10 protein-coding genes are annotated in these 24,630 nt (G+C 58.1%); 4 read left to right on the forward strand and 6 right to left on the reverse strand.

Annotation, left to right across the window (positions count from 1 at the left end):
• The first annotated feature begins 29 nt into the window (after window positions 1–29).
• The 3 genes from V2P20_RS17040 (at window position 30) to V2P20_RS17050 (ending at window position 11,940) form a co-directional block, all read left to right on the forward strand.
• Window positions 30–8,288 (forward strand): filamentous hemagglutinin N-terminal domain-containing protein, encoded by an 8,259-nt coding sequence (locus V2P20_RS17040; RefSeq protein WP_331820394.1) that lies wholly within the window; start codon window positions 30–32, stop codon window positions 8,286–8,288.
• A 14-nt stretch (window positions 8,289–8,302) separates the two neighbouring features.
• Window positions 8,303–11,302 (forward strand): caspase family protein, encoded by a 3,000-nt coding sequence (locus V2P20_RS17045; RefSeq protein ID WP_331820396.1) that lies wholly within the window; start codon window positions 8,303–8,305, stop codon window positions 11,300–11,302.
• 80 nt (window positions 11,303–11,382) lie between these two features.
• Entirely contained in the window at window positions 11,383–11,940 is a 558-nt protein-coding gene (locus V2P20_RS17050) for an OmpA family protein (protein ID WP_331820398.1), read from the forward strand.
• A gap of 8 nt (window positions 11,941–11,948) precedes the next feature.
• Here the strand turns inward: V2P20_RS17050 and V2P20_RS17055 are convergent, their stop codons facing one another.
• Window positions 11,949–13,400, reverse strand: a complete 1,452-nt coding sequence (locus V2P20_RS17055) for a serine/threonine-protein kinase (RefSeq protein WP_331820400.1) — start codon at window positions 13,398–13,400, stop codon at window positions 11,949–11,951.
• A gap of 683 nt (window positions 13,401–14,083) precedes the next feature.
• Between V2P20_RS17055 and mepA the strand changes: the two genes are divergently transcribed.
• Window positions 14,084–14,923, forward strand: coding sequence for a penicillin-insensitive murein endopeptidase (gene mepA / locus V2P20_RS17060; RefSeq protein ID WP_331820402.1), 840 nt, complete (start codon window positions 14,084–14,086; stop codon window positions 14,921–14,923).
• 58 nt (window positions 14,924–14,981) lie between these two features.
• Here mepA and V2P20_RS17065 read toward each other — a convergent pair whose 3' ends face one another.
• From V2P20_RS17065 to V2P20_RS17085, 5 genes are all read right to left on the reverse strand, one after another.
• Window positions 14,982–17,732 (reverse strand): cation-transporting P-type ATPase, encoded by a 2,751-nt coding sequence (locus V2P20_RS17065; protein WP_331820404.1) that lies wholly within the window; start codon window positions 17,730–17,732, stop codon window positions 14,982–14,984.
• A gap of 319 nt (window positions 17,733–18,051) precedes the next feature.
• The gene (locus V2P20_RS17070; protein WP_331820406.1) at window positions 18,052–19,176 is read right to left on the reverse strand and encodes an ABC transporter permease; all 1,125 of its coding nucleotides are present in this window, start codon (window positions 19,174–19,176) and stop codon (window positions 18,052–18,054) included.
• A gap of 2 nt (window positions 19,177–19,178) precedes the next feature.
• On the reverse strand, window positions 19,179–21,929 hold the full coding sequence (gene rbbA / locus V2P20_RS17075) for a ribosome-associated ATPase/putative transporter RbbA (RefSeq protein ID WP_331820408.1): 2,751 nt from the start codon (window positions 21,927–21,929) through the stop codon (window positions 19,179–19,181).
• On the reverse strand, window positions 21,926–22,996 hold the full coding sequence (locus V2P20_RS17080) for an HlyD family efflux transporter periplasmic adaptor subunit (RefSeq protein ID WP_331820410.1): 1,071 nt from the start codon (window positions 22,994–22,996) through the stop codon (window positions 21,926–21,928). Before V2P20_RS17080 ends, rbbA begins: the two co-directional genes overlap by 4 nt.
• Window positions 22,996–24,420: an efflux transporter outer membrane subunit gene (locus V2P20_RS17085; RefSeq protein ID WP_331820411.1), complete on the reverse strand. Its 1,425-nt coding sequence runs from the start codon at window positions 24,418–24,420 to the stop codon at window positions 22,996–22,998. The genes V2P20_RS17080 and V2P20_RS17085 overlap by 1 nt, the downstream gene beginning before the upstream one ends.
• Window positions 24,421–24,630: the final 210 nt, after the last annotated feature.

Consider the following 24,630-nt stretch of genomic DNA (forward strand, 5'->3'; position numbering starts at 1 on the left):
AGGACACCAGAATAGCAGGAGCAACTACGATGAAGACCGTAACTGACCAATCACCGAACAATAACAATCTGAAAACACTGCCTGCCGTAATCAAAAGGTTGCTGATGGCCGAGGCTGTCGGGGCGATTGCCCTGAGCTGCGCGCCGATGGCACATGCCAACCCGACCGGCGGCGAAGTGGCCGCGGGCGCCGCCGAGATCGTTCAGCAGGGCGCCCGGATGGATATCAATCAGGCCAGCCAGAGAGCCGTCATCAATTGGCAAGCTTTCAGCATCGATAACGGGGAACACGTCAATTTCAACCAGCCCGGCCGTGACTCCGCGACACTGAACCGCGTGGCGGGCAACGATCCTTCGGCCATTTTAGGGCGGCTGACTGCCAACGGTAGCGTCTATCTTGTCAATCGGAACGGCATCATGGTCGGCCAGGATGCCGAGATCGATGTCGGCTCGCTGACCGCCACCACGGCGAACATCAGCAATAAGGATTTCATGGAAGGCCGCATGAACTTTGCCGAACCCGGCAATCCGGATGCCCGCATAATCAATCACGGCAGCATCACCGTGCAACAGGGCGGTCTGGTTGCCCTGGTTGCGCCGGGGGTGGAGAACCACGGCACGATCAACGCCAGACTCGGCAAGATCGCGCTGGCCGGCGGCGACGCTTTTACCCTGGACCTGTACGGTGACCAGCTCATCAACCTTACCGTCACCAAGGAACAACTGGCGCAAATTTCCAGCGCCGAAGGCAAACCTCTGTCGCACTATGTCAGCAATACGGGCGAGATCATCGCCGACGGCGGCATGGTGACCATTCTGGCCGGCACCGGCAAAGCCATTGTCGACAGTCTGATTAACCTGAAAGGCCATGTGCAGGCACAGACCGTCGAAAACCGTAACGGTGTCATCACCTTGCTCGGCGATGAAAACACTCAAGTCGAAGTAGCCGGAACGCTGGATGCTTCCGGGCAGACTGCCCATGCCCGAGGCGGCCGCGTGGAAGTGCGCGGCGGCGAGGTGCAGCTGGCAGAGGGCAGTCGGATTGACGTCTCCGGCAACGGGCAGGGCGGTACGGTCCTGATCGGGGGCGATTTCCAGGGTTCGGGCGAAGGCATCAGAGCCAGGACTACGACAGTCGAACGCAATGCCGCGATCAATGCCGATAGTCATAGTGCAGGGGATGGCGGCAAGGTGATTGTCTGGGCGGACGATCATACGCACTTTGACGGCGCCATTAGTGCCCGAGGAGGGCAAAGTTCGGGCAATGGCGGTCTGGTGGAAGTCTCCGGCAAGCACACTCTGCACTACGACGGCGATGTCGATGCCAGCGCCAAAAACGGCAAGGCAGGCGAACTGTTGCTCGATCCGGGCAATTTAATCGTTAAGACGATGACTGTCGAAGAGAATAAAACGGCAGCCAAACCCGATGCTAACGGTTCTGTAACAGCCACCTCAACGGATGCGGCGGTCAACGTACAGAAAGTCAATGCTTTGCTCCAGAGCGGCACCAGCATATCCCTGAAAGCCGACAACGACCTGACGGTCGCGGCAAAAATCGACGGCCGCCAGGCCATCGACGGTAAAACCGGCGCCTCGATCTCGCTTGCCGCCGGACATGACGTAAATATAAACGATCATATTTTCACCAATAACGGCGACATCTTAATCAAGGCCAGTACCGGCGATATTACCATGGCGGGCGGCACCATCCTGTCGGCCGGCAACCGCGCTATTACGCTGACCGCCGGCAGCGATGTGGATCTGCAGCATCTCGTGACCACGGGCAAGATTGCTGTGACCTCGGGTGCCAATGCAACATTCAAGCAGGCTTTGACGGGTCTGAACAATCAGGGTATCGGTGAGTTTGTTGTTGATGCCGGCGGCAATGCCGTGCTGAACGGCCTGTTGAGCAACAGTGCCGCCACCGTGTCGGCGGATGGCCTGATCGATGTCGTCAAGCCGGTGTTCACGGCCGGCGACGTCAATCTCGCCGGCAAGACCCTGACCGTTGAATCGGGTGCCGGCATCAGCACCAAGGGGGCGAACGGAAACGTGGCCGGCAAGGCGCTGAATCTGACTTCGACGGGCGGTATGACCGTCAAAGGCAGTCTGCTGACCGGTAATGCCGCGATCAACCTGCAGGCCCAGAACGGCAGCCTGACGACAGCCGGCGATATCGCCATCGACTCCGGCTCGGCAGGGCTGGCCCTGAAGGCGGGCGGCGACATCAGCCTGGGCTCCTTGTGCCTGGTGTCCGGCGGCTGTGACGGCAAGGCTGATGCGCAGACCTCGGCCGCGGCAGTCATTACCTCCGAAAACGGCAATATCACCATGGCCGGCAATTTGCTGGCCGACCGATCATTGTCGCTGACGGCCAACAACGGCGCCCTGACGCTCGGCGGCATCGATCTGAGCACACGCACGGGCGCTAGTGTTCAAGCCCAAGGCAAACAGGGCATCAAGCTCAACAATGACATCCTCACCCACAATGGCGGCATTGCCATCCAATCGACGAATGGCGCCATTACCGCAGCCGATGACATCGCCATCGACTCCGGCTCGGCAGGGTTGGCCCTGAAGGCGAGCGGCAACGTCAACCTGGGTTCCCTATGCCTGATCTCCGGCGAGTGCGGCGGCAAAGCGGCAGCGCAGACCACGGCGGCGGCAGCCATCACCTCTGAAAACGGCAACATTACTTTAGCCGGCGATTTGCTGGCCGACCGGTCGCTGCTGCTGACGGCCAATAACGGCGCCCTGACGCTCGGCGGCATCGATTTGAGCTCACGCCAGGGCGCTACCCTGCAAGCCCAAAGCAAACAGGGCATCAAGCTCAACAATGACATCCTGACCAATAACGGTGAGATTGCCATCAACTCGACAGGCGGCGCCATTACCATGGCGGACAATAAGATCCTGTCCGCCGGCGACCATAACATCACGCTGACCGCCGGCGGCGATGTCGAGGTGCAGCATCTCCTGACTACGGCCAAAATCGCCGTGACTTCGGGCGCCAATGCAACATTCAAGCAGGCTTTGACGGGCCTGAACAATCAGGGTATCGGTGAGTTTGCCGTTGACGCCGGCGGCAATGTCGTGCTGAACGGTCTGAGGAGCAACAGTGTCGCCACCGTGTCGGCGGATGGTTTAATCGATGTCGTCAAGCCGGTGTTCACGGCTGACGATGTCAATCTCGCCGGCAAGACCCTGGCGGTCGAATCAGGCGCCGGCATCAGCACCAAGGGGGCGGACGGAAACGTAGCCGGCAAGGCGCTGAATCTGACTTCGACGGGTGATATGAGCGTCAAAGGCAATCTGCAGACCGGCAATGCCGCGATCAACCTGCAGGCCCAGAACGGCAGCCTGACGACAGTCGGTAATATAGCCATCGATTCCGGCTCGGCAGGGCTGGCCATGAAGGCGGGCGGCGACATCAGCCTGGGCTCCTTGTGCCTGGTTTCCGGCGGCTGTGACGGCAAGGCTGATGCACAGACAGCGGCCGCGGCAGTCGTCACTTCCGAGAACGGCAACATCACCTTGGCCGGCAATTTGCTGGCCGACCGGTCGCTGGTATTGAAAGCAAATAACGGCACCCTGACGCTCGGCGGCATCGATTTGAGTTCACGCCAGGGCGCTACCCTGCAAGCCCAAGGCAAACAGGGCATCAAGATCAACAATGATGTCCTGACCAAGAATGGCGACATTGCCATCAGCTCGACAGACGGCGCCATTACCATGGCGGACAATAAAATCTTGTCCGCCGGCAACCGCAACATTACGCTGGACGCCGGCGGCGGTGCGGACCTGCAGCATCTTATGACCACGGGCAAGATTGCTGTGACCTCGGGCGCCAATGCAACATTCAAGCAGACTCTGACAGGCCTGAATAATCAGGGTATCGGTAAGTTTACCGTCGATGCCGGCGGTAATGTCGTGCTGAACGGTTTGTTGAGCAACAGTGCCCTGACCGTGTCGGCGGATGGCCTGGTCGATGTCGTCAAGCCGGTGTTCACGGCCGGCGACGTCAATCTCGCCGGCAAGACCCTGACGGTTGAATCGAATGCCGATATTAATACCAAGGGATTGAGCGGAAACGTGACCGGCAAGGCGCTGAATCTGACCTCGACGGGTAATATGACCGTCAAGGGCAATCTGCTGACCGGCAATGCCGCGATCAATCTGCAGGTCCAGAACGGCAGCCTGACCACAGTCGGTGATATCGCCATCGATTCCGGCTCGGCAGGGTTGGCCCTGAAGGCGGGCGGCAACGTCAGCCTGGGCTCCTTGTGCCTGAGTTCCGGCGAGTGCGGCAGTAAAGCGGCAGCGCAGACCACGGCGGCGGCAGTCATCACCTCCGAAAACGGCAACATTACCTTAACAGGTGATTTGCTGGCCGACCGGTCGCTGCTGCTGACGGCCAACAACGGCGCCCTGACGCTCGGCGGCATTGATTTGAGCTCACGCCAGGGCGCTACCCTGCAAGCTCAAAGTAAAAATGCCATCAAACTCAACAGTGACATCCTGACCAATAACGGTGAAATTGCCATCAGCTCGACGGACGGCGCCATCACCATGGCTAAGGACAATAACATCGCCATCGACTCTGGATCGGCGGAGCTTGCCCTGAAAGCGGACGGCGACATCAGCCTGGGCTCCTTGTGCCTGATCTCCGGAAAGTGTGGAGGAACAACCCCAGAGAAAACCTCGAAAGTAGCAAACATCACCTCCGAGAACGGCAACATTACTTTAGCCGGCAATTTGCTGGCCGACCGGTCGCTGCTGCTGAAGGCCAATAACGGCGCTTTGACGCTCGGCGGCATCGATTTGCGTTTACGCCAGGGTGCTACCCTGCAAGCGCAGAGCCAGCAGAACATCAATCTCAACAACGACATCCTCACCGGTAATGGCGACATTGTCATCAGTTCGGCGAACGGCGCCATCAAAATGGCGGACAATAAGATCCTGTCGACCGGCGACCATAACATCACGCTGACCGCCGGCAGCGATGTCGAGGTGCAGCATCTCCTGACTACGGCCAAAATCGCCGTGACTTCGGGCGCCAACGCGACATTCAAGCAGGCGCTGGTGGGCCTGAACAATCAGGGTATCGGTGAATTTGCCGTTGACGCCGGCGGTAATGTTGTGCTGAACGGTCTGAGGAGCAACAGTGCCGTCACCGTATCGGCGGATGGTTTGGTCGATGTCGTCAAGCCGGTGTTCACGGCTGGCGACGTCAATCTCGCCGGCAAGACCCTGACCGTTGAATCGGGCGCCGGCATCAGCACCAAGGGGGCGAACGGAAACGTGGCCGGCAAGGCGCTGAATCTGGCTGCGGCGGACAATATGACCGTCAAAGGCAGTCTGCTGACTGGCAATGCCGCGATTAACCTGCAGGCCCAGAACGGCAGCCTGACGACAGCCGGCGACATCGCCATCGACTCCGGCTCGGAGGTGCTGACTCTGAAGGCGGGCGGCGACATCAGCCTGGGCTCCTTGTGCCTGGTTTCCGGCGGCTGTGACGGCAAGGCTGACGCGCAGTCCGCAGCGGCGGCAACCATCACCTCCGAAAACGGCAACATCACCATGGCCGGCAATTTGCTGGCCGACCGGTCGCTGCTGCTGACAGCCAATAACGGCGCTCTGACGCTCGGCGGCATCGATCTGAGCTCGCGTCCGGGCGCTACTTTGCAAGCCCAGAGCAAGCAGGACATTAAATTCAACAATGATATCCTGACCAATAACGGTGAGATTGCCATCCAATCGACGAACGGCGCCATTAAAATGGCGGACAATACAATCCTGTCTGCCGGCAATCAGAACATTTCGCTAGAGGCAAGTGGTGATGTGCATGCGCAGCATCTTATCTCAACCAATAAAATCGATGTCATTTCCGGTGCCGACGTCATTTTCGGGCAGGCATTAACCGGGATACAAAAACAAGGCATAGGCGATCTGATAGTTGATGCTGCCGGCGATGTAACTTTGAACGGTGCCGTATCGAATGGCTCACTGACCGTAGCTCAAGCCGATAATATCAGCATCCTCAAGCCGATCTTTACTGCCGGCGCAGTCGATTTCAACAGTAAATCGCTTGATGTTGCGAGTGGGGCGGATATTAGTACCAAAGGCGCGGATGGCAAACATTCCGGTAGCCAGATCAAGCTGACTACAAACGGCAATATGATGCTTAATGCCAACTTAATGACCGGCGATGCGGCGATTGAGTTGAAAGCGACCGGCATGGAGAGCTCGATAACCACGGCTGACAACATCAGCATAAACTCAGGATTGGCCGCCGTGAATATCGATGCCGATGGCGATATCAATATGGGTAACACCTGTCTTGCGCCCGGCGAAGTATGCAGCAAGGATCCAAATGCAGAAATTGGTATCGATAATCCCGCCATGGCGACCATTATTTCTCAAAACGGCGATATCAATATCGACGGCAGTCTCATGGCCGACCGCTCGTTATCCATTACTGCCAGTCAAGGCAAACTCGGCCTGGGCACTATCGATTTGAGTTTACGAGAGTTGGCCGAATTGCAATTATCGGCAAATGGCGCGATTGTCTTGAATGGGGATGTGTTAACTGAAAACGGCATGCTGACTGTCAGCGATGCCGGAAGCATTACGGGCGCATTGGACAAGCGACTGAAAACCGGAACAGCCGATATTTCTCTCAAAAGTGAGGGTGATGTTTCCTTATACGATGTATTTACTACCGGAAAGCTGGATTTGGTCTCTGACGGCTCGATTATTTTCAATGAGGCTTTGGGAGTAGACACTACTTATAACGGATTGGAAGCACTTTCAGTCCAAGGCAAAGGATCGATAACATTTTACGACCAGATCCATCTGACAGGCGTCAACCCGATTACTAAAGATTATGGTAAAAGCGATAACGTACTGAATATTCAGCAAACAGGCACTAGCGGAAAGTTAACCATCAACGGAAAAATCGTGGTGGATAATGGTAGCGTTTATTTAGGCAAGCCTGTTGGAACGGATTCTTTCACTGATGACAACAATATCGAATTAGGAAATTCAATCTATGCTTTAAAGGGAGATGCCATTACTCTGAACAATAATGTTCATGTGAAAACGCCTGAGAAGACAGCATCCGATTCAGGAGAGATAGCTGTGGCAGATGATTTTATTTTTCCCGAGGAACTTAAAGGTTATACCTTGAAAAACGCACAAGATAAGGAAAATCAACCTGTAATCGTGCTGGAAAACAAAAATGGAACAATCGCAGTTAATGGAGATATAACGGGGTTATTCCAACCGGATTCGCCGCTTAATATAGCGTTTTCTTACAAATCATCTGAATCATCTGTTTCTCTACCGAAATGGAAAGTAATCGAAAAGACCAAGTATTCATCTGGACAAGAAGAAGACTCAAATAAATACTGGATCATCGATGGCGAAGTCGTGAATAAATACCTTGATACTGAGATTAAGGCGTATGAATACGTGCATTTGATAGGAAGCGCGGCATTTTACTTTGAATTCATCCCTGAGCCTGATGCCGTTACGGCGCAAAGCATAGCAAGTACTGCTACAACAAACACTTACTCGAGATATGGGGTGGTCTCTTTTACTACATTTAATGGCTTGAATGATAATGTCATTTCTGTACCTAAAGCGGATTCTCAAAGCCTCTCCAGCCTTGCTTCCGTTAATGGACACTCAATCGACGTTAAGCCATTGGAAATTAATACAACAGATATCAGTCTGTCGGGAAATTCAGCAATTCCTTCCGCCCCCGGTCAAATTTCCATTTCACCAGCTATCAAACAGGCCTCGGACTACACAAAAACACTGGAAACGGTTCAGGTTGATGGCCATTCAATTACTGTCAAGCCAACGGAAGAAAGTACGACCAAAATCAAACTACCTGAAAATTCAGCCTCAACCCCTGAGCAATTTGAAATTTCCCTCACGGAGTCAACGCTGGATGGCTTAAAGACATTGGATGTGCCAAAAACAAACGCTCTGGACCCTGACCAGACCGACACATCATCCAGTACCAAACAGACGTTGAATTACGCCAATTCGTTGGAAGAAGGGTCGGGCTCTGCGGATCATCCTGAGAATGAAGAGTCGGTTATCCTGGGCGGCGGCAGTGAGGCCGATAATACCGATCTGGGCTTGAACTCTCCGGAAACCGGTGCAGTACAGGATACTTATTCGACCAAGCATTCTCCCGTTTGCAGCGTCAATAAAACAAATGGCAAATCCAAAGCCGGTCTTCCGCATTGCGGGAACTCTTCGGTATCAAAAAGCTGAGGAATAATTGTCCCATGATCATAAAAAAAACGCTTTTCGGAATGGCCGCTGGATTTCTCTTGATCCATAAGGTTTATGCCGCAATGCCTTCCAGCGATCCGGTTATCCGGGTCGATACCGCCTACCATAGCGGGCCGATTTATGGCGTAGAGCCATTGCCGGATAATGAAAGGCTGGTAACGATATCACATGACAAAACCGTCAAAATCTGGCGTAGCCGGGATTTCAAGCTGTTAAAGACGCTTCGTATCCCGATAGGCGATGCTTACGAAGGCAACCTCGACAGTATTGCCGTTTCGCCTGATGGCAAGTTTATTGCGGTAGGAGGCTGGACCTGCTGGCAATGGGATCAGCAGGGGTGCGTTTATCTTTTTGACGCAGCGACCGGAAAATTGCAGCATTGCATCGAGCGGTTAAAAAACATTATCGGTGCGTTGCAGTTTTCCCCTGATGGCAAAGTCCTGGCGATCGGCCTGCACGGCAATGGCGGCGTTGCTTTTGTCGATGCTCAATCTTTTCAGGTTCTGGCGCAGGATCAGGAATATGGCGAGCGGGTCACTGGGCTGTCGTTTTCCAGTAATGGTTATGCCGTCAGCGCTTCCAATGATGGCTATCTTCGCGTTTATGATCCGCAATTCAAACTGGCCGCGCGCGTCAAGGTGCCCGAAATCAACCGCATTGCCGACAGCTATTTTTCTCCGGACGGCAAGAGACTCCTGGTCGGTTCATACGATAGCCCGCTGATCCAGATCTTATCCTTGCCGCAGCTGCAGGTTGAACACAGCTTGCGTACCGCTCCCGGGCAGTCATCCTTGAAAACGCTCAGAGGCGCTGTCTGGAGCCAATCCGGCGAATTCATTTACGGCGTCGGAGATTCCGATAGTGTTCATGAGACGGAAATCCTGCGCTGGCGCATAACGGATTTGAGTCGGTATGAGACGATCAAAGTCGCTCATCGGATTCAATCCATCCGGCCCCATGGCCAAAATGGCGTGATTTTTTCCACTGAAGACGCTTCGATTGGCGTTATTAACGATCAGGACAGTGTGGCGCATATTTCCGATACGCATCTGGTTCAATCGCCGATCATGAGTGGCGAATTCCGGGTGTCGGCCGACGGCAAGCAAGTCACCTTTCCGGTGAGCATAACCGATAGCCGAAATTTTACGTTCGATATCGAGCGCTTATCTTTGAGCGAATCCGGTTCCGTGCCGGGACTTAAGCCCAAGAACAGGACTCAAAAGCGTATTCAATTAACGCATTGGCAAGACAACACAACGCCGGTGTTAAACGGGCAGCCGCTGAGGCTGGAACCGTTTGAAGAGATTCGATCCTTTTCCGGAACTGGCAAGCAGACATTTCTGGGAACCGATTGGCTGTTGCGGGCATATGATAAAAACAGCCAGCTGAGCTGGAAAACACCGACGCCTGGCGCAGTATGGAATGTTACAGTCAGCAAGGATGATAAATGGCTTGTCGCCGTTCTGTCGGACGGTTCCGTGCGCTGGTACCGTGCTGAGGACGGAAGGGAGTCTTTGGCATTGTTCGTTGACCGGCTTTCCCGGGAATGGGTGCTTTGGCGGCCGGACGGTTATTATGCTTCATCGGAGAACGGCGACAGCCTGATCGGCTGGCACATCAATCGAGGCAAAGGCAATGAGCCTGATTTTTATCGCGCGGTGCAGTTTGAAAAGCAGTTTTATCGCCCTGATCTGCTGCGCGCACAGATAGGGGCCATGCAAATGGCTGCAAACAGCAGCGCGGATTCCAGTCCTCAGCCTGGCCAGGCCAGCGCGGGTACACGCCAGGCCGTCACCTTATCCGGAATCATGACGCCGAACTTCGCGGAACCGGCTCAGGGTACGTTTACGCTAAATCAACTGAATGAAATTGCCCCGCCTCGCATCCAGATTGCATCGGCCCGGGCAGTACAGACTCCCGAGGGCGCGACCGAACTGGAGTTGACGGTAGAGGCGGAAAAAAACAGCCGTCCCATGCAGGATGTCACCGTTTATGCCAACCTGCTGCCGGTTGCGGCGAACGAGGAACGCCGCCTTGACGTTAACGAGACGGATACGTTTCGCAGGACTTTCAGATTTCCTGTCAGCGGCGGAGATAATCTGATCCGCGTGGAAGTCAATAACGGCGTTTCCTTAGGGCTGGCGGAACAGTGGGTGGAAGTGCCTGCCATGAGTCAGGCAGCGCCTCCCAAAGGCGATCTCTATGTGCTGGCTGTCGGCGTCAATCGCTTCGACCGTATCTCGGCGGCCGATAAGAACAAAGTGCCGAATCTGAAATACGCAGTCAACGATGCCGAAAAGCTGGCTGGCTTGCTGGGAAATTCCGCGAGCAATGACGGCTTCAACCAGGTCCACGTCCAGTTGTTGACCGATTCCGCCCAGCTGCCGCCTACCCGGGAAAATGTTCTGTCAGCACTGAAAGTATTTGAGCAGGCGGGCCCGAATGATACGGTGCTTTTATTCCTCGCCTCCCATGGTTTCAGTGACCAGACCGGCAATTACTATTTTCTGCCGCAGGATGGCGAATATAACGATGTGGAGTCGGTATTGTCCGGCAGGAATTTGAGCGGCAAAGCCTCTACATTGCTCAGCTGGACCGACTTTTTCGATAACATGCGCAAGGCGGCGGGACGGCGCATACTCATCGTGGATACTTGTCAGGCGAAAAGTATTTTCGGCGAGTTTGATGCCAGATCCCTGCGCAAACGATCAGCCGCCTCACTCTTTCCGCTGTTGCTGGCTTCCAAGGGGGATGAACTTTCGCAGGAATATGAGCCGGCGCAACATGGCTTATTTACTCACACGCTATTGGAGGGTTTACAAGGACTTGCAGATTACAACCACGACCGCAGAATTACGCTGGCCGAACTTCACGATTTTTCAGTGCCGCTGGTGAAAAAACTGCACAATCCGTCTGCCGGCGCGCAGACGCCGCAGTTGATCGCACCAGGCTCGCTGGCGAATATTGAACTGCCTTTAGCACAATCAAATTAAAGGTTTTACAAAAAGACGGTTACCGACTGGTAAGGTCGGACGAATATTTATCATAATTTTAAGAGACGAGAGCATAGGATATGAGTATTTTAAATAAATCAAACGGCATCGCTTTGGCCATAGTATGTTGCCTGACCTCAGTTAAAGCCGGGTGGGCCGAAGATTTAAACGTCGGAGCAAGGGCGCCTACAAAAGAGGAAGTTATTCAAGCGTTTAAAACAAATTCTGAAGGTGGTGAGAAAGTGCTTACACGGGGCATCCATATTCGTCCAACGAATTCCTCACTGGCCTCAACGCCTAAAGCTATCTCCCTGGAAGTCCGTTTTGGATATAACTCCGCTCAATTGACGGATGATGCCGTCAGGCAGTTGACTCCGGTGGCGGAGGCTCTGGTATCCGGCGAGCTGAAAAATTTGAACTTCCATGTGGAAGGCTATACGGATGCCAAGGGCAGTGATGGATACAACAAGGATTTATCGCTGAAGCGAGCCGCCACTGTACGTGATTTCTTTGTCAAGAGACATGGGCTGAATGCCTCAAGAGTACAATTTTCAGGATTGGGAAAGAGCAACTTGCTGGATCCCAACAACCCGTTCAGCGAGGTAAACAGACGCGTACGCATTGTAGCGACTCAATAGCTGAAAATTTATAGAACCGGTACGGTCAAACTGACCCTTGACGAGATATAGGATTGCAGTTGAGGGTTTAGTTTACCGTCCGGATTAATAATATTCTCCGTGACAGGCAGCGGTTCAGCGCTGCCGAAAGCTTCTATGCGATCTGTTCCCGACGGGCCCGAAACAGTGAGTTCATAGCCCGCATTTTTCTTCGGCAGGCGAATCGTCTTACCGGCCGCTATCCAATTATTCGGCTCATAGGCGTTAGGAAAAATCGTAGAAATTTCTCCATCCGTGCTTATGTGAACGATGGTCACATACATCGGTTTTTCCGTTTCCAGCAATAGCGTCATGGATTCCCCGATACGATAATTCGGTGCGGAAGACCGCAGTTTCAATGGTTCATGCTGCACGGTTGCAACCGTATTTTCCTGATGTTGCCGATCAGCTGGCGTATTGGCCTGAACGGCATTGGCCTCAACCTTATCTGAAGGCGCCTGTTTTTGTGTCTCTGATTTGGCAACATCGTAGCCCGGCTCGTTTTTACCATAAAACAGCCATAAAAGGACCGCAAACAGGCCTAGAGAGAACAGGCTGGCCGCGGCAATTGCTCCTGATTTATAACGCTTTTCCGGAGAAATTTCCTTTATAAACTGGCTGATTGTTCTGCAACGGTTTTCCTGCTTTAGTGCAAGGCCGTGCTGCAACCCTTTCCATTGTGATTTTGTTATCGAAGTTATAGGCGCAGGCTGCACTTTTAAATCGAAGGCCTGCTGGGCAGTCGACCGCGAAAAGGGATGTTTTCCGGACAGAAGTTCATAAACAATACAGGCGAGGGCATAAATATCATCTCTTGGGTCAGGCTCAAGGTTATTGAGCATTTCCAGGCTGGCATAGGCGGGCGATAGCGCATTTAACGAACGGGAATGGAAAACGGTGGCATCGTCATCGCTTTGTCCTGTTCTCTTGAATGGACAAGCTATGCCGAAGTCCAGGACTTTGACATGGCTCTTGTCGTCGACAAAAACGTTACCCGGTTTGAAATCGGAGTGGACTATGCCGTTTTTATGCGCATGGGAAAGTGCTGCCGCCATGTCCTGTATGATGGGCCAGGCTTTTTCAAACGGCATGCCTGACGGGTATTCTTTAATCAAGGAACTGAGCGGGCGGCCTTTGAGAAGCTGCATGCTCAGATAAACGTTATCCGCATCGCGATCAAAATCGTATACTGTAACAATGTTCGGATGAGCAAGAGATTTGGCTTTTTTGGCCTCCCGTTGCATCGCCACGAAGAAAATAGGGTCATCAAGAAATTCAGGATTAAGAAGTTTTATCGCGAGGTAGGGGTCCTTGTCATGCGCTTCCTGGGCTACTAAATCCAGTGCTTTATATACGGTTCCCATTCCTCCCTGACCGAGCACTTCCTGCAGTACGAATCGTCCTTTTAAAACTGTTTTACCCTCAATACATAATTTTTCCATTATTTCTACCTAAACTAAATAAGATCCTGCTTATACCAATAAGTAATTTGGTTTTTTCTAATCAAGTACTTTTTTACGATCAGAACATTGTCGTTAGTAAAATTGAGTCCTTGCTGCCTATAAAAACTATTGGATTATTTGAGCACATATATGCACTCCTTCCTAAATCTGGCTTTGACCGAATCGATAGCGCTAATGATGACTCCGTTCAGATTCCCAAGACATGAAAGATATTCACTGAAATAACATTATATTCAATGGGCAACTTTCCAGGGAGCGTTGATTGATACGCTTTTTAATCTGCAAATGGGTCATGTGAATTTATCAAGAATTCGCCGTCCAGCAATATCCATTAAACAATATTTTTCAATTATTTTTCATGATTTTCTTCTTAACTGATGTTGCGCGCGATCGATCTCTGTTCTGTTTTAGTTTTACTGCGGACATTCCGGTACAGATGAAGCCCGTGAGGGTATGGGTTAAGGCTGTCAAGTTATAGGGATAGAGTTCAGGCGTCTCGGGCGAATCCAACGGCAGGCAAAAGCGGAGAATAAGGCTGATCAAAAAGGTACGCCGCGTACACTACGCAAGGCAAATTTAAAAATGCCGCGCTATAATTTCAGATTTGATCAGTCAGAGGTAAGGGTGTGTTCAGAAGTCGGTTTTCGGTGAAGCAATATGGGATGTTTTTTCTGGCGCTGAGTGCCTTTTCCGGCAGCGCCGTCGCGCAGCCTGCCGCCCATGTCTGGGCGCGGGTCACCACGCCCGCTATAATGAGCGGCGCGGCGCAGAGCATCGGCACTTATACCGCTGGCTGCCTGAGAGGCGCCGTGGCGCTGCCACAGGATGGAGCCGGCTACCAAACCATGCGCTTGTCGCGCAAACGTGTCTATGGCCATCCCGACCTGATTCATTTCATTGAAAAACTCGGGCAGACGACTGCCGATAAAGGTTGGGGCACCCTGTTAATCGGCGATCTGGGCCAACCGCGAGGCGGACCGACGTTGACCGGACATCGCAGCCATCAGACCGGGCTCGATGTCGATATCTGGTATTTGCTGTCCCGGGAAGCGGCGGCCAGAAGCCTGAGTCTCGATGAGCGCGAAACCTGGGGTGCGCCTTCCGTGCTGGCCGTCAGGTCGGATGCGGTGGATGCCAGCCGCTGGTCGCCGTCTAACGAAAAAATTCTCGAAGCCGCCGCGCGCATGCCCGAGGTCGAGCGCATCTTCGTCAATCCCGGCGTCAAACGCCAACTGTGCACCAGCAGGACGCCGCATGACTGGCTCCGGAAAATCCGGCCGTGGTGGGGGCATGATGACCATTTCCATGTGCGCCTGAAATGTCCGGCCGGCAACAGCCAATGCCAGGGCCAGGAACTGATTCCCGAAGGCGACGGCTGCGACGCCTCGCTGGACTGGTGGTTCTCGGCCGAGGCGCGCGAGCAGCTTCGCTCCGGCAAGGCCCGCAAGCCTGCTGCAGCGCTTGTGCTTCCCGAACAGTGCCAGGCTGTGTTGAAGGAATAAAAAATAGCGGATGTCTGCATTCACTACAGTCATGCCGTGAATGCAGACATTGCCTTCCTTAGTCTTTCAGCAGCGGTGCGCTTCGGGCTTGCTTATGGGTAATGTATCTGAAGACGCTGATCACGGCTTTTTCAAACTCCGCGACGGAAAAGACGAACGCCCCGGAAAGGACCACTTTCAGCCATTCTTCCCGACTCAGATCGGTCGAGCCGAACAGTTCCTGCATGGGGTCGGCATGGGTGTAGAGCACCTGCAGCCCCGCGCAGGCCGCGATGGCGAGCAGCACGTAACGATTGCCGAACAGCCCTTCGAGAGATAAAACGGACTTGAAGATGTATCGGCTGTTGATCAGGTAGAACATCTCGGACAGCACGACCGAGCTGACGGCCATGGTGCGCGCGGTCTCCAGGCTGGAACCCCGCTGCATTTCCCAGAGAAACAGGCCCAGCGATCCGACCATGAAGAGCACGGAAACCATTAGGACCCGCCAGGCGAAAAACCAGGATAGCAGCGATTCACGAGGATCGCGGGGAGGGCGGTGCATGATGTCGCGCTCCGGGCGCTCGAAGGCGAGGGCGAGCCCCAGGGTGCTGGACGTGACCATGTTGATCCACAGCACCTGGGCCGGCGTCAACGGCAGCGTCAGTTCGAACAGGATGGCGGCGACCACCACCAGGGCTTCGCCGCCGTTGGTCGGCAGCATGAACAGGATGAATTTCCTGATGTTGTCGTAGATGCCCCGGCCCGCGCGCACCGCGTTGCCGATGGTGGCGAAATTGTCATCGGCCAGCACCATGTCCGCCGCTTCCTTGGCCGCCTCGGTGCCCTTCAGGCCCATGGCCACGCCGACATCCGCGCGCTTCAGTGCCGGCGCGTCGTTGACGCCGTCGCCGGTCATGGCGACCACCTGTCCCGCCGCCTGCAACGCTTGCACCAGGCGCAGCTTGTGCTCCGGGCTCGCCCGCGCGAACACGTCGACATCCAAGGCCACGCCGCGCAGTTCCTCGTCATCGAGGGTTTCGATCTCGGCTCCGGTCAGCGCCGGCCTGTCCCGGCCGATCCCCAACCGGGCACCGATGGCGCGGGCCGTCTCGACGTGGTCGCCGGTGATCATCTTGACCCGGATGCCGGCGTTGTGGCATGTCGCCACGGCGGCCACTGCCTCTTCCCGCGGCGGATCGATGATGCCGATCAGCGCCAGCAGGGTGAAACCGTCTTCCAGATCCGAAAAGCGCACCTCGCGCTGTGATTCATCGACAGGCTTCGCGGCGATTGCCAGGAGGCGCAGCCCGTCGGATGCAGCCTCCCTGCCGCGGCGGTGCCAGTAGTCGGTGTTCAGCGTTGTCCCCAGGGCGCCGGCCTGGCGATCGCACATCTCCATGATGCGTTCGGGCGCGCCTTTGACATAAATGCAGCCCCGGCCTTCATGGTCGTGGTGGAGCGTGGCCATGAGCCGATGTTCGGATTCGAAGGGAATGGCGTCGATGCGCGGCAGGGCTTCGCGCTCCGACGCGGGATCGGCGCCGGCCTTGGTCGCGAATGCGAGCAGGGCGCCCTCGGTCGGATCGCCTTCCACCTGCCAGACATCGTCGTCATGTCTGCGCAGCAGCGCATCGTTGCAGAGCACGGCGGCACGGGCGATTTCGGCCAGTTCGGGATACTGGTCGGGCGGTACCGCCGCTTCGCCCAGAAGGATGGCGCCCTCGGGCGCGTAGCCCGTACCGCTGATTTCAAACACATGATCGCTGGTGATCACCTGCTGTACCGTCATCTCGTTCCGGGTCAACGTGCCGGTCTTGTCGGAGCAAATGACCGTGACCGAGCCCAGCGACTCCACCGCCGGCAGATGCCGGATGATGGCCTTGCGTTTGGCCATGCGCCGCACGCCGAGGGCCAGCGTGATGGTCATGATGGCCGGCAACCCTTCCGGTATGGCCGATGCCGCCAGCGCCACGGTCATCATGAACATTTCCTTGGGAGGATGACCGTGCCACAGCACCCCGATGACGAACGTGGCCGCGGACATCAGCACGATGGCCAGCGCCAGCCAGTGGCCGAATCCGGCTATCTGGCGCAGCAGAGGGGTCGTGACCGCCTGCACGCGATCCAGCATCGCGCTGATGCGCCCCAGTTCGGTACGGATGCCGGTTTCGACCACCAGCCCCGTTGCCTGTCCGGAGGCCACCAGCGTGCCCGAATAGAGCATGCAGGTGCGGTCGCCCAGAAGCGCATCGGCCGGTACGGAATCGACTGTCTTTTCCACCGCTTCGGATTCGCCGGTCAGGATGGCCTCGTTCACGCGCAGGCCCTTGCCCGCGACGAGCCGCAGGTCGGCAGGCACCTTGTCGCCCGAGGCGAGCGCCACGATATCGCCGGGCACCAGGTTCTGGGCTTCGATTTCGATGCGCCCGCCGTCGCGGATGACTATCGTGTGCAGCGAGAGCATGCCGCGTATCGCGTCCATGGCCTGTTCCGCCTTGCCCTCCTGGATAAAGCCGATGATGGCGTTGATGAAGACGGCGCCCAGAAGCACGCTCGTGTCGACCCAATCGCCCAATAGCGCCGTGACGCCGGCCGCGGCCAGCATCACATAGATCAGGACGTTGTGGAACTGGAGGAGAAATCGCAGCCAGGCGGGGCGCCTGCGGGGCGGCGGCAGCCGGTTGCGGCCGAAACGCTTCAGCCGTTGATGGGCTTCCTGGGAGGTCAGTCCGCGATGGCGATCCGAATCGAGGCGCTCAATGGCTTTGTCGGCGTCGAGGCCGTGCCAGTCGGCCGTTTGTCTGTCATGGACGTTGTCTTTACGCATTGATTCTCCTGATGATGGCCAAACCGTCCTGAAACGATCGGGCATGGCGTGAAACTGGTCATGCAGGCTTAAGACCCTCAGTTGCGGGGGCGAATTCACTCGGTCCGAACGCGGCGATCGGTACATTGGGCTTTGATCCGATGCGCCACTGAACCTGGATACCGTGGAAACGCCAGGACCGGGGCTGCAACTCCGGCTTGCTGGAAAACTTAAGCATAACCGGCAAACCTTTCATGAGTCTTTCGCGGACTCAGACTGATGCACGGGCGGATGTTGACCGGCAGCGGCGACAGGCCGACGAAACCGGTTTCCGGGACGATCAGGCCATTGAGCCGATGGTCTTGCGGAAGCGCCCCAGCGCCAGCACGAAGAAGACGCCGCCGATCGCGAGCAGGGCGAGGAACTCCGGCCAGACGATGCCGAAGCCGGCGCCACGGTAGAGAATGGCTTGGGCGAGCGCGACGAAATGCGTAGTCGGCGCCGCCAGCATCAGGTTTTGCACCAGTTCCGGCATGCTCTCGCGCGGGGTCGTGCCGCCGGACAGCATCTGCAGCGGCAGCAGCACAATGATCATCAGCAAGCCCATCTGCGGCATCGAGCGCGCCACCGTGCCCATGAAAATGCCCATCGAGGTGGTGGCGAACAGGTGCAGCGTCATGCCGGCGACAAACAGCCCGATCGAGCCTTCGATCGGCACCTCGAGCACGCCCTGCACGACGAAGACGAGCGAGGCCGTCGCCACGACCACCACGACCAGGCCCATGGCCCACACCTTGGCCATCATGATCTCGAACGGCGTCAGCGGCATCGCCAGCAAATGCTCGATGGTGCCGTGCTCGCGCTCCCGGATCAGCGCCGCGCCGGTCAGGATGATGGACAGCATGGTGATGCTGTTGATGACTTCCATGACCGAGCCGAACCATACCGAGCTCAGGTTGGGATTGAAGCGCGCGCGCACTTCGAGCTCGACGGGCAGCGCGGCGACCGCGCGATGCCCCTCGACGAAGGCCGTCACTTCGCCGTTGACGATGTTCTGGATGTAGCTGTTGCCGATGAAGGCCTGCGACATGCGCGTGGCATCGACATTGAGCTGGATCGTAGGCTGGCGCCCGGCCAGCACGTCGCTCTGGAAATCGGGCGGGATGTCGAGGACGAAAGTGTATAGCCCCGTGTCCATGCCGGGATCGGTGGCGTATTGGTCGATCATCGCGGGCGTCAGGAAGTGAGGCGGATAGAAGGCATTGGCAATGCGCGACGACAAGGGCGAACGGTCTTCATCGACAATCGCGATCGGCGCCTTGTGCAGCGATTCGGGCACACCGGTCGCGGTCATGTACACCTGTCCGGTGAACGAGAACAGGATCAGCGCCAGCATCAGCCTGTCGCGCCCGAGACTGCGCAGCTCCTTGACCCCGAGATGGAAGATGTTGAGCAGGGCGCGCATGGCTAGCGCTCCTGCTTCTTCAGCAGCGCGACGCTCAGGGCCAGAATCACCGGAATGGCGATGGCGAGCGGCAGCAGCGAGAAGCCGAGGTCGGCGAAGCCCAGCGCCTTGGAGAAGGTGCCGCGGCTGATGTTTAAAAAATACGTGGTCGGGTAGATTTCGCCGATCAGGCGCGCCCCGCCTTCCAGCGTCGACACGGGGTCGATCATGCCGGAAAAGCGCGTAGCCGGGACGGTGGTGGCGATCGTCGTGCCGAAGATGGCGGCGATCTGGCTGCGGGTGAAGGCCGAAACCAACAGGCCGAGGCCGGTCGCGGACGTGACGTAAAGCAGCGCGGCCACGGTCAAGAGCAGGAAGTCGCCCTTGTGCGGCACGCCGAAAGCGAACACAGCCAGCGCGCACAGCAGGAAGAAGTTGACCATCGCCAGCCCGATGTAGGGCAGTTGCTTGCCTAGCAGAAACTCCGGTTTGGTCACCGGCGTGACGTACAGGTTGAGGATGGAGCCCAGTTCCTTCTCGCGCACCACGCTGAGCGCGCTGAGCATGGCCGGGATCAGCATCAGCAGCATCGGGATCACGGCCGGCACGATGGCCGGCAAACTCTTGACGTCGGGGTTGTAGCGAAAGCGCGTCTCGATGGTCATCAGGCCGACCGGCAGGCTGCCCGTGTAATGGCGGCGCGCCTGCTCCATCAGCCAGCCCTGGTGCATGGCCTGCACGTAACCGAGCACGTTCTCGGCGCGGGTGGGCATCGCGCCGTCGATCCAGGCGCCGATCCTGACCCTGTCGCCGCGTTCCAGATCGCGGGCGAAATTGGGCGGAATCTCCAGCGCCAGGCTCAGCTCGCCGCTGCGCATGCGCCGGTCGAGTTCGTCGTAGTCGGCGATCGGCGGCTGGGCGATGAAGTAGCGCGAGCCGCCGAGGTCGAGCGCATAGTTCTGGCTGAGCGTGGTCTGGTCGCGGTCGAGCACGGCGAAGCGCAGGTTCTCGACGTCCATGCTGATGCCGTAGCCCATGATGAACAACAGCAGCACTGTGCCGAACAGCGCGATCGAACCGCGCAGGGGATCGCGGCGCAGTTCCAGCGCTTCGCGCCGGGTATAGCTGAACAGCCGCTGCAGGCTGAAGCGGTCGATGCGGCCGTGCGCCGGGCCCTGGGGGCGGGCGAGCGTTTCCGCGGCCTGCGCCTGGGGTTCGGCCGCCGGCTCGGCGTCGAGGCCGCTCGCTTCCTTCAGGTAGTCGATGAAGGCGGCTTCCAGCGAGGCGTGGCCGCCGCGTTCGACCAGCGCGGCGGGGCTGTCGCTGGCCAGCACCTTGCCGGCGTGCATTAGCGAGATGCGGTCGCAGCGCTCGGCCTCGTTCATGAAGTGGGTAGAAATGAAGATCGTGACCTTATCGCGGCGGGCCAGGTCGATCATCAGCTCCCAGAAGCCGTCGCGCGCCACCGGATCGACGCCCGAGGTCGGCTCGTCGAGGATCAGCAGGTCAGGCTGGTGGATCACCGCCACGGCCAGCGACAGGCGCTGGCGGATGCCCAAAGGCAGGCCATCGGGCAGGGCGTCCATGACCGGACCGAGCAGGAAGCGCTCGGCCACCTCGCCGACGCGGCCCGGAATTTCGGCCTCGGGCAGGTGGAACAGCCGCGCATGCAGTTCCAGGTTCTGCCGCACGGTCAGCTCGGTGTACAGCGAGAACGCCTGCGACATGTAGCCGACGCGCTTGCGCGTGTCCAGATTGCCGGCGTCGACGACCCGGCCGAACAGCCGCGCCTCACCCTCGCTCGGCGGCAACAGGCCGGTGAGCATTTTCATGGTCGTTGTCTTGCCGCAGCCGTTGGAGCCGAGAAAGCCGAAGATCTCGCCGCGCTCTATCTTTAAGTCGACATGGTCGACGGCGACGAAATCGCCGAAGCGCATGGTCAGGTCGTGCGCCTCGATGGCGATTTCCCGCGCGCCGCCGGTGTCGCGCGGAGGAATAACAATGGCCTTGTGGTCCTGGCGCTTTGCCTCCGGCAGCAGCCGGATGAAGGCCGCTTCGAGCGTCCCGGCGCCGGTATGCGCACGCAGATCGGCGGCGGTGCCGGTGGCGAGAATCCGGCCCGCCTCCATCGCCACCAACCAGTCGAAGCGCTCGGCCTCGTCCATGTAGGCGGTGGAGACCAGTACGCTCATGCCGGCATGGCGCGCGCGCAGGTGATCGATCAGTTCCCAGAACTGGACGCGCGACAAGGGATCGACGCCCGTGGTCGGCTCGTCCAGCACCAACAGGTCGGGATCGTGGATCAGTGCGCAGCAAAGCCCCAGTTTCTGCTTCATGCCGCCCGACAGCTTGCCGGCGGGGCGGTTGCGGAACGGCGCCAGGCCTGTGCTGTCGAGCAGTTCGGCGATGCGTGCATGGCGTTCGGCCCGCTCGTGGCCGAACAGGCGGCCGAAGAAATCGACGTTCTCGAACACCGACAGCGTGTGGTAGAGATTCTTGCCCAGGCCCTGCGGCATGTAGGCGATGCGCGGACACACGGCGCGGCGGTGCGCGGCGTCGGCGATGTCGCCGCCCAGCACGTCGATGCGGCCTGCCTGCATGGCGCGCGCCCCGGTCAGCAGCGACATCAGGCTGGATTTGCCCACGCCGTCGGGGCCGATCAGACCCACCATGCGGCCGGCGGGAATGTCCAGACTGAGATCGTCGAGGGCGAGCGTGCCGCCGTAGCGCAGGCTGACGCCCTGCACGCGGACGACGGGCGCGGCGACGCTCATCGCGGCAGCTTGACCTGAAGCTCGGGAGGCCATTCGGTGTCCGGATCGATCTTGACGTAGGCCATGCCGGGCAGGCCGGTCTTGACCTGTTTGAGATGGCGCTTCAGCAATTCGGGGTCGATCGCCGCGCGCACTCTGAACATCAGCTTCAGGCGCTCGCTCTCGGTCTCCACCGTTTTCGGCGTGAACTGCGCGACGCTGGAGACGAAGCTGGCCTTGGCCGGGATCACGTAGTCCGGCGCGGCATCAAGCACGAGGCGGATGTCGCTGCCGAGCGCGACCCGACCGGCGGCTTCGGTGGGCAGGAAGAAGGTCATGTAGACGTCGGACAGGTCCACTATGTTCAGCACGCGGCCGCCGGCGCTCAGCACCTCGCCTAGTTCGGCGACGCGGTACTGCACGCGGCCGTCGACCGGCGCCTTCAGTTCGCTGTCGTTGATGTCGGCCTGCAGGCGTGCGACCGTGGCCTTGGCTGCCTCGATCACCGATTGCGATTCCACCACCTGCGATTTCGCCGCCTCGATGCCCGCCCGCGCCGCCGCGACCTGGGCCTGCGCCGCGCTGACGGCCGCCTCCGCGCCGAGCACCCGTGCGCGGTCGTCATCGAGCTGCTGCAGCGGCGCGGCGCCCTCGACGGCGAGATTCTGCGAGCGCTTCAGGCGTTTGCGGGCGGAATCGAGTTCGGCGCGGCGCTGGGCGACGACTGCCTGGGCGGCGTAATGTTCGTTTTCGCGCTGTATGACGACGGCTTGCGCCGTCCGGTAGGCGTTTTCGGCCTGCCTGACCTGGGCCTGCGCTTCGGCCTTCTGGGCGCGCAGCACTTCAATGTCCATGCGCGCGAGCACCGCGCCGGCCTTGACGAAATCGCCCTCGCGCGCCAGGATTTCGACGATGCGCCCCGGCGTTTTGGTGGCGATGTTGATCTCGGTGGCTTCGATGCGGCCATTGCTGGAGACGATGCCTTCGGGCTGGCCGGTCGGGCGCAGGGCCCACCACGCCGCGGCCGCCGCGGCGATGGCGATGCCGACGAGGATAAGGATCAGCGTTGATTTTTTCGGTTTGTTCATTAATTCCTCGAGGACATGGGCGGCAAGGCATCCGCGCCGCCGCCCAGCGCCTTGTACACGGCAATCAGGTTGGTGGACGCCGAGGCCTCGGAGCGGGCCAGTTCGATTTCGGCGATGAAAAGGGCGCGCTGGGATTCCAGCACGTCCAGAAACGAGATGACGCCTTCCTGATAGCGCAGCTGGGACAGCCGGACGGATTCGCGCTGGTCCGCCACGGAACGGGCCAGCGTCTGCCGCCGGATTTCCTCGTTGAGATAGCGGGTCAGGGCGGTTTCGGTCTCGCGCAGGGCTTCGAGCACCGTCTTTTCGAAGGCCAGATAGGCTTCCTGTTGCTGCGCCTTGGCCAGATCGATGCCGGCCTGGATGCGGCCGAAGTTGAGCACTGGCTGCAACAGGTTGGCGGCGGTGCTGTAGGAAAAGGCCGCCGACTTGAACAGGCCTTCGATGTCGGTGTTGCGCAGGCCCAGAAACGCCGACAACGATATATTGGGGAACAGTTCCGCGATCGTGGCGCCTTGCAGGGCGGTCGCGGCCGCGAGCTGGCGCTCGGCGATGCGCAGGTCGGGGCGATGGCGGAGCGTATCCGCCGGCGAGGCCAGGAGCTCCCGCCCGGACGCCACCGGAACGCCGGCCGGTTCGCGCAGATCGGCCGCCAGCGTGCCGGGCTGGCGGCCGATCAGCACTTCCATCTGCCTGAGCTCGGCAATGATTCCCGATCTCAGGGATGGAATCTGGGCGCCTGTGGTCTCGGTCTGGGCCCGCGCCCGCACCGAGTCATGCCGCGTGCCGACGCCTTCCCTGAACTGTATCTCGGTCAGATGCTGCGTGTTTTGCTGCGCCGCCAGGTTCGCCTGGGTAATGCGAAGCTGGTTTTGCAGGCTGCGGTATTCGATATAGCTGCGCGCCAGGTCGGCCGTCAGCGTCACCAGGGTCAGGCTGTACTCCGCCCGGGCGGCGTCCAGATCGGCGGAAGCGGCCTCCAGCCGGCGCCGCAGGCGGCCGAACAGGTCGATTTCCCACACGGCGTCGAAGCCCAGCTCGAACAGATTGTAGCGGATGCCGGGTGCCAGTCCGGGCAGCGGGTTGTCGTTGCGCTGGGCGCCCACTGTCGCATCCACTCTGGGAAACAGTTCCGCGCGGTTGGCCCGGCGCTCGGCGCGGGCCTGTTCGATGCGGGCCATCGCCGCCTTGAGGTCCAGGTTGTCCGCCAACGCTTTCTCCATCAAGCGATCGAGCCGGGCGTCGCCGAAGCTTTTCCACCAGTTTATCAGGGTTTCCGGGTCGACGGATTTCAAATCCGAGGCCGGGTCCTTTCCTGCCAGCCAATCCTTGGGAACGGCTGGCACAGGTTCGCGGTAATCGGGGCCTACAGTGCAGCCGCACAGGCCGGCCAGCAGGCATAGCCGGCCAAACCTGGCCGTCATGGCTAATGCGCTTGCGGAGCAGGGGAATGGCCGGCAGTTTATAGTAGGGATTGCGTTCGGCATCGTTCAAACAACTTCCTTTGCGTTGAATGTAGCGTTAACGGTTAGACTAAACCACAGTATTTAGTTCTGGCAACAGAAGAGCATGAGTACTGAGGCTTTTGCCGCGCAGGCAATTTGCCTTTATATCATGTGCCTGTAAGGTCGAAT

Origin of the sequence: Methylobacter sp. Wu1, assembly GCF_036553575.1 — a bacterium.
Classification (GTDB): Bacteria; Pseudomonadota; Gammaproteobacteria; order Methylococcales; family Methylomonadaceae; genus Methylobacter.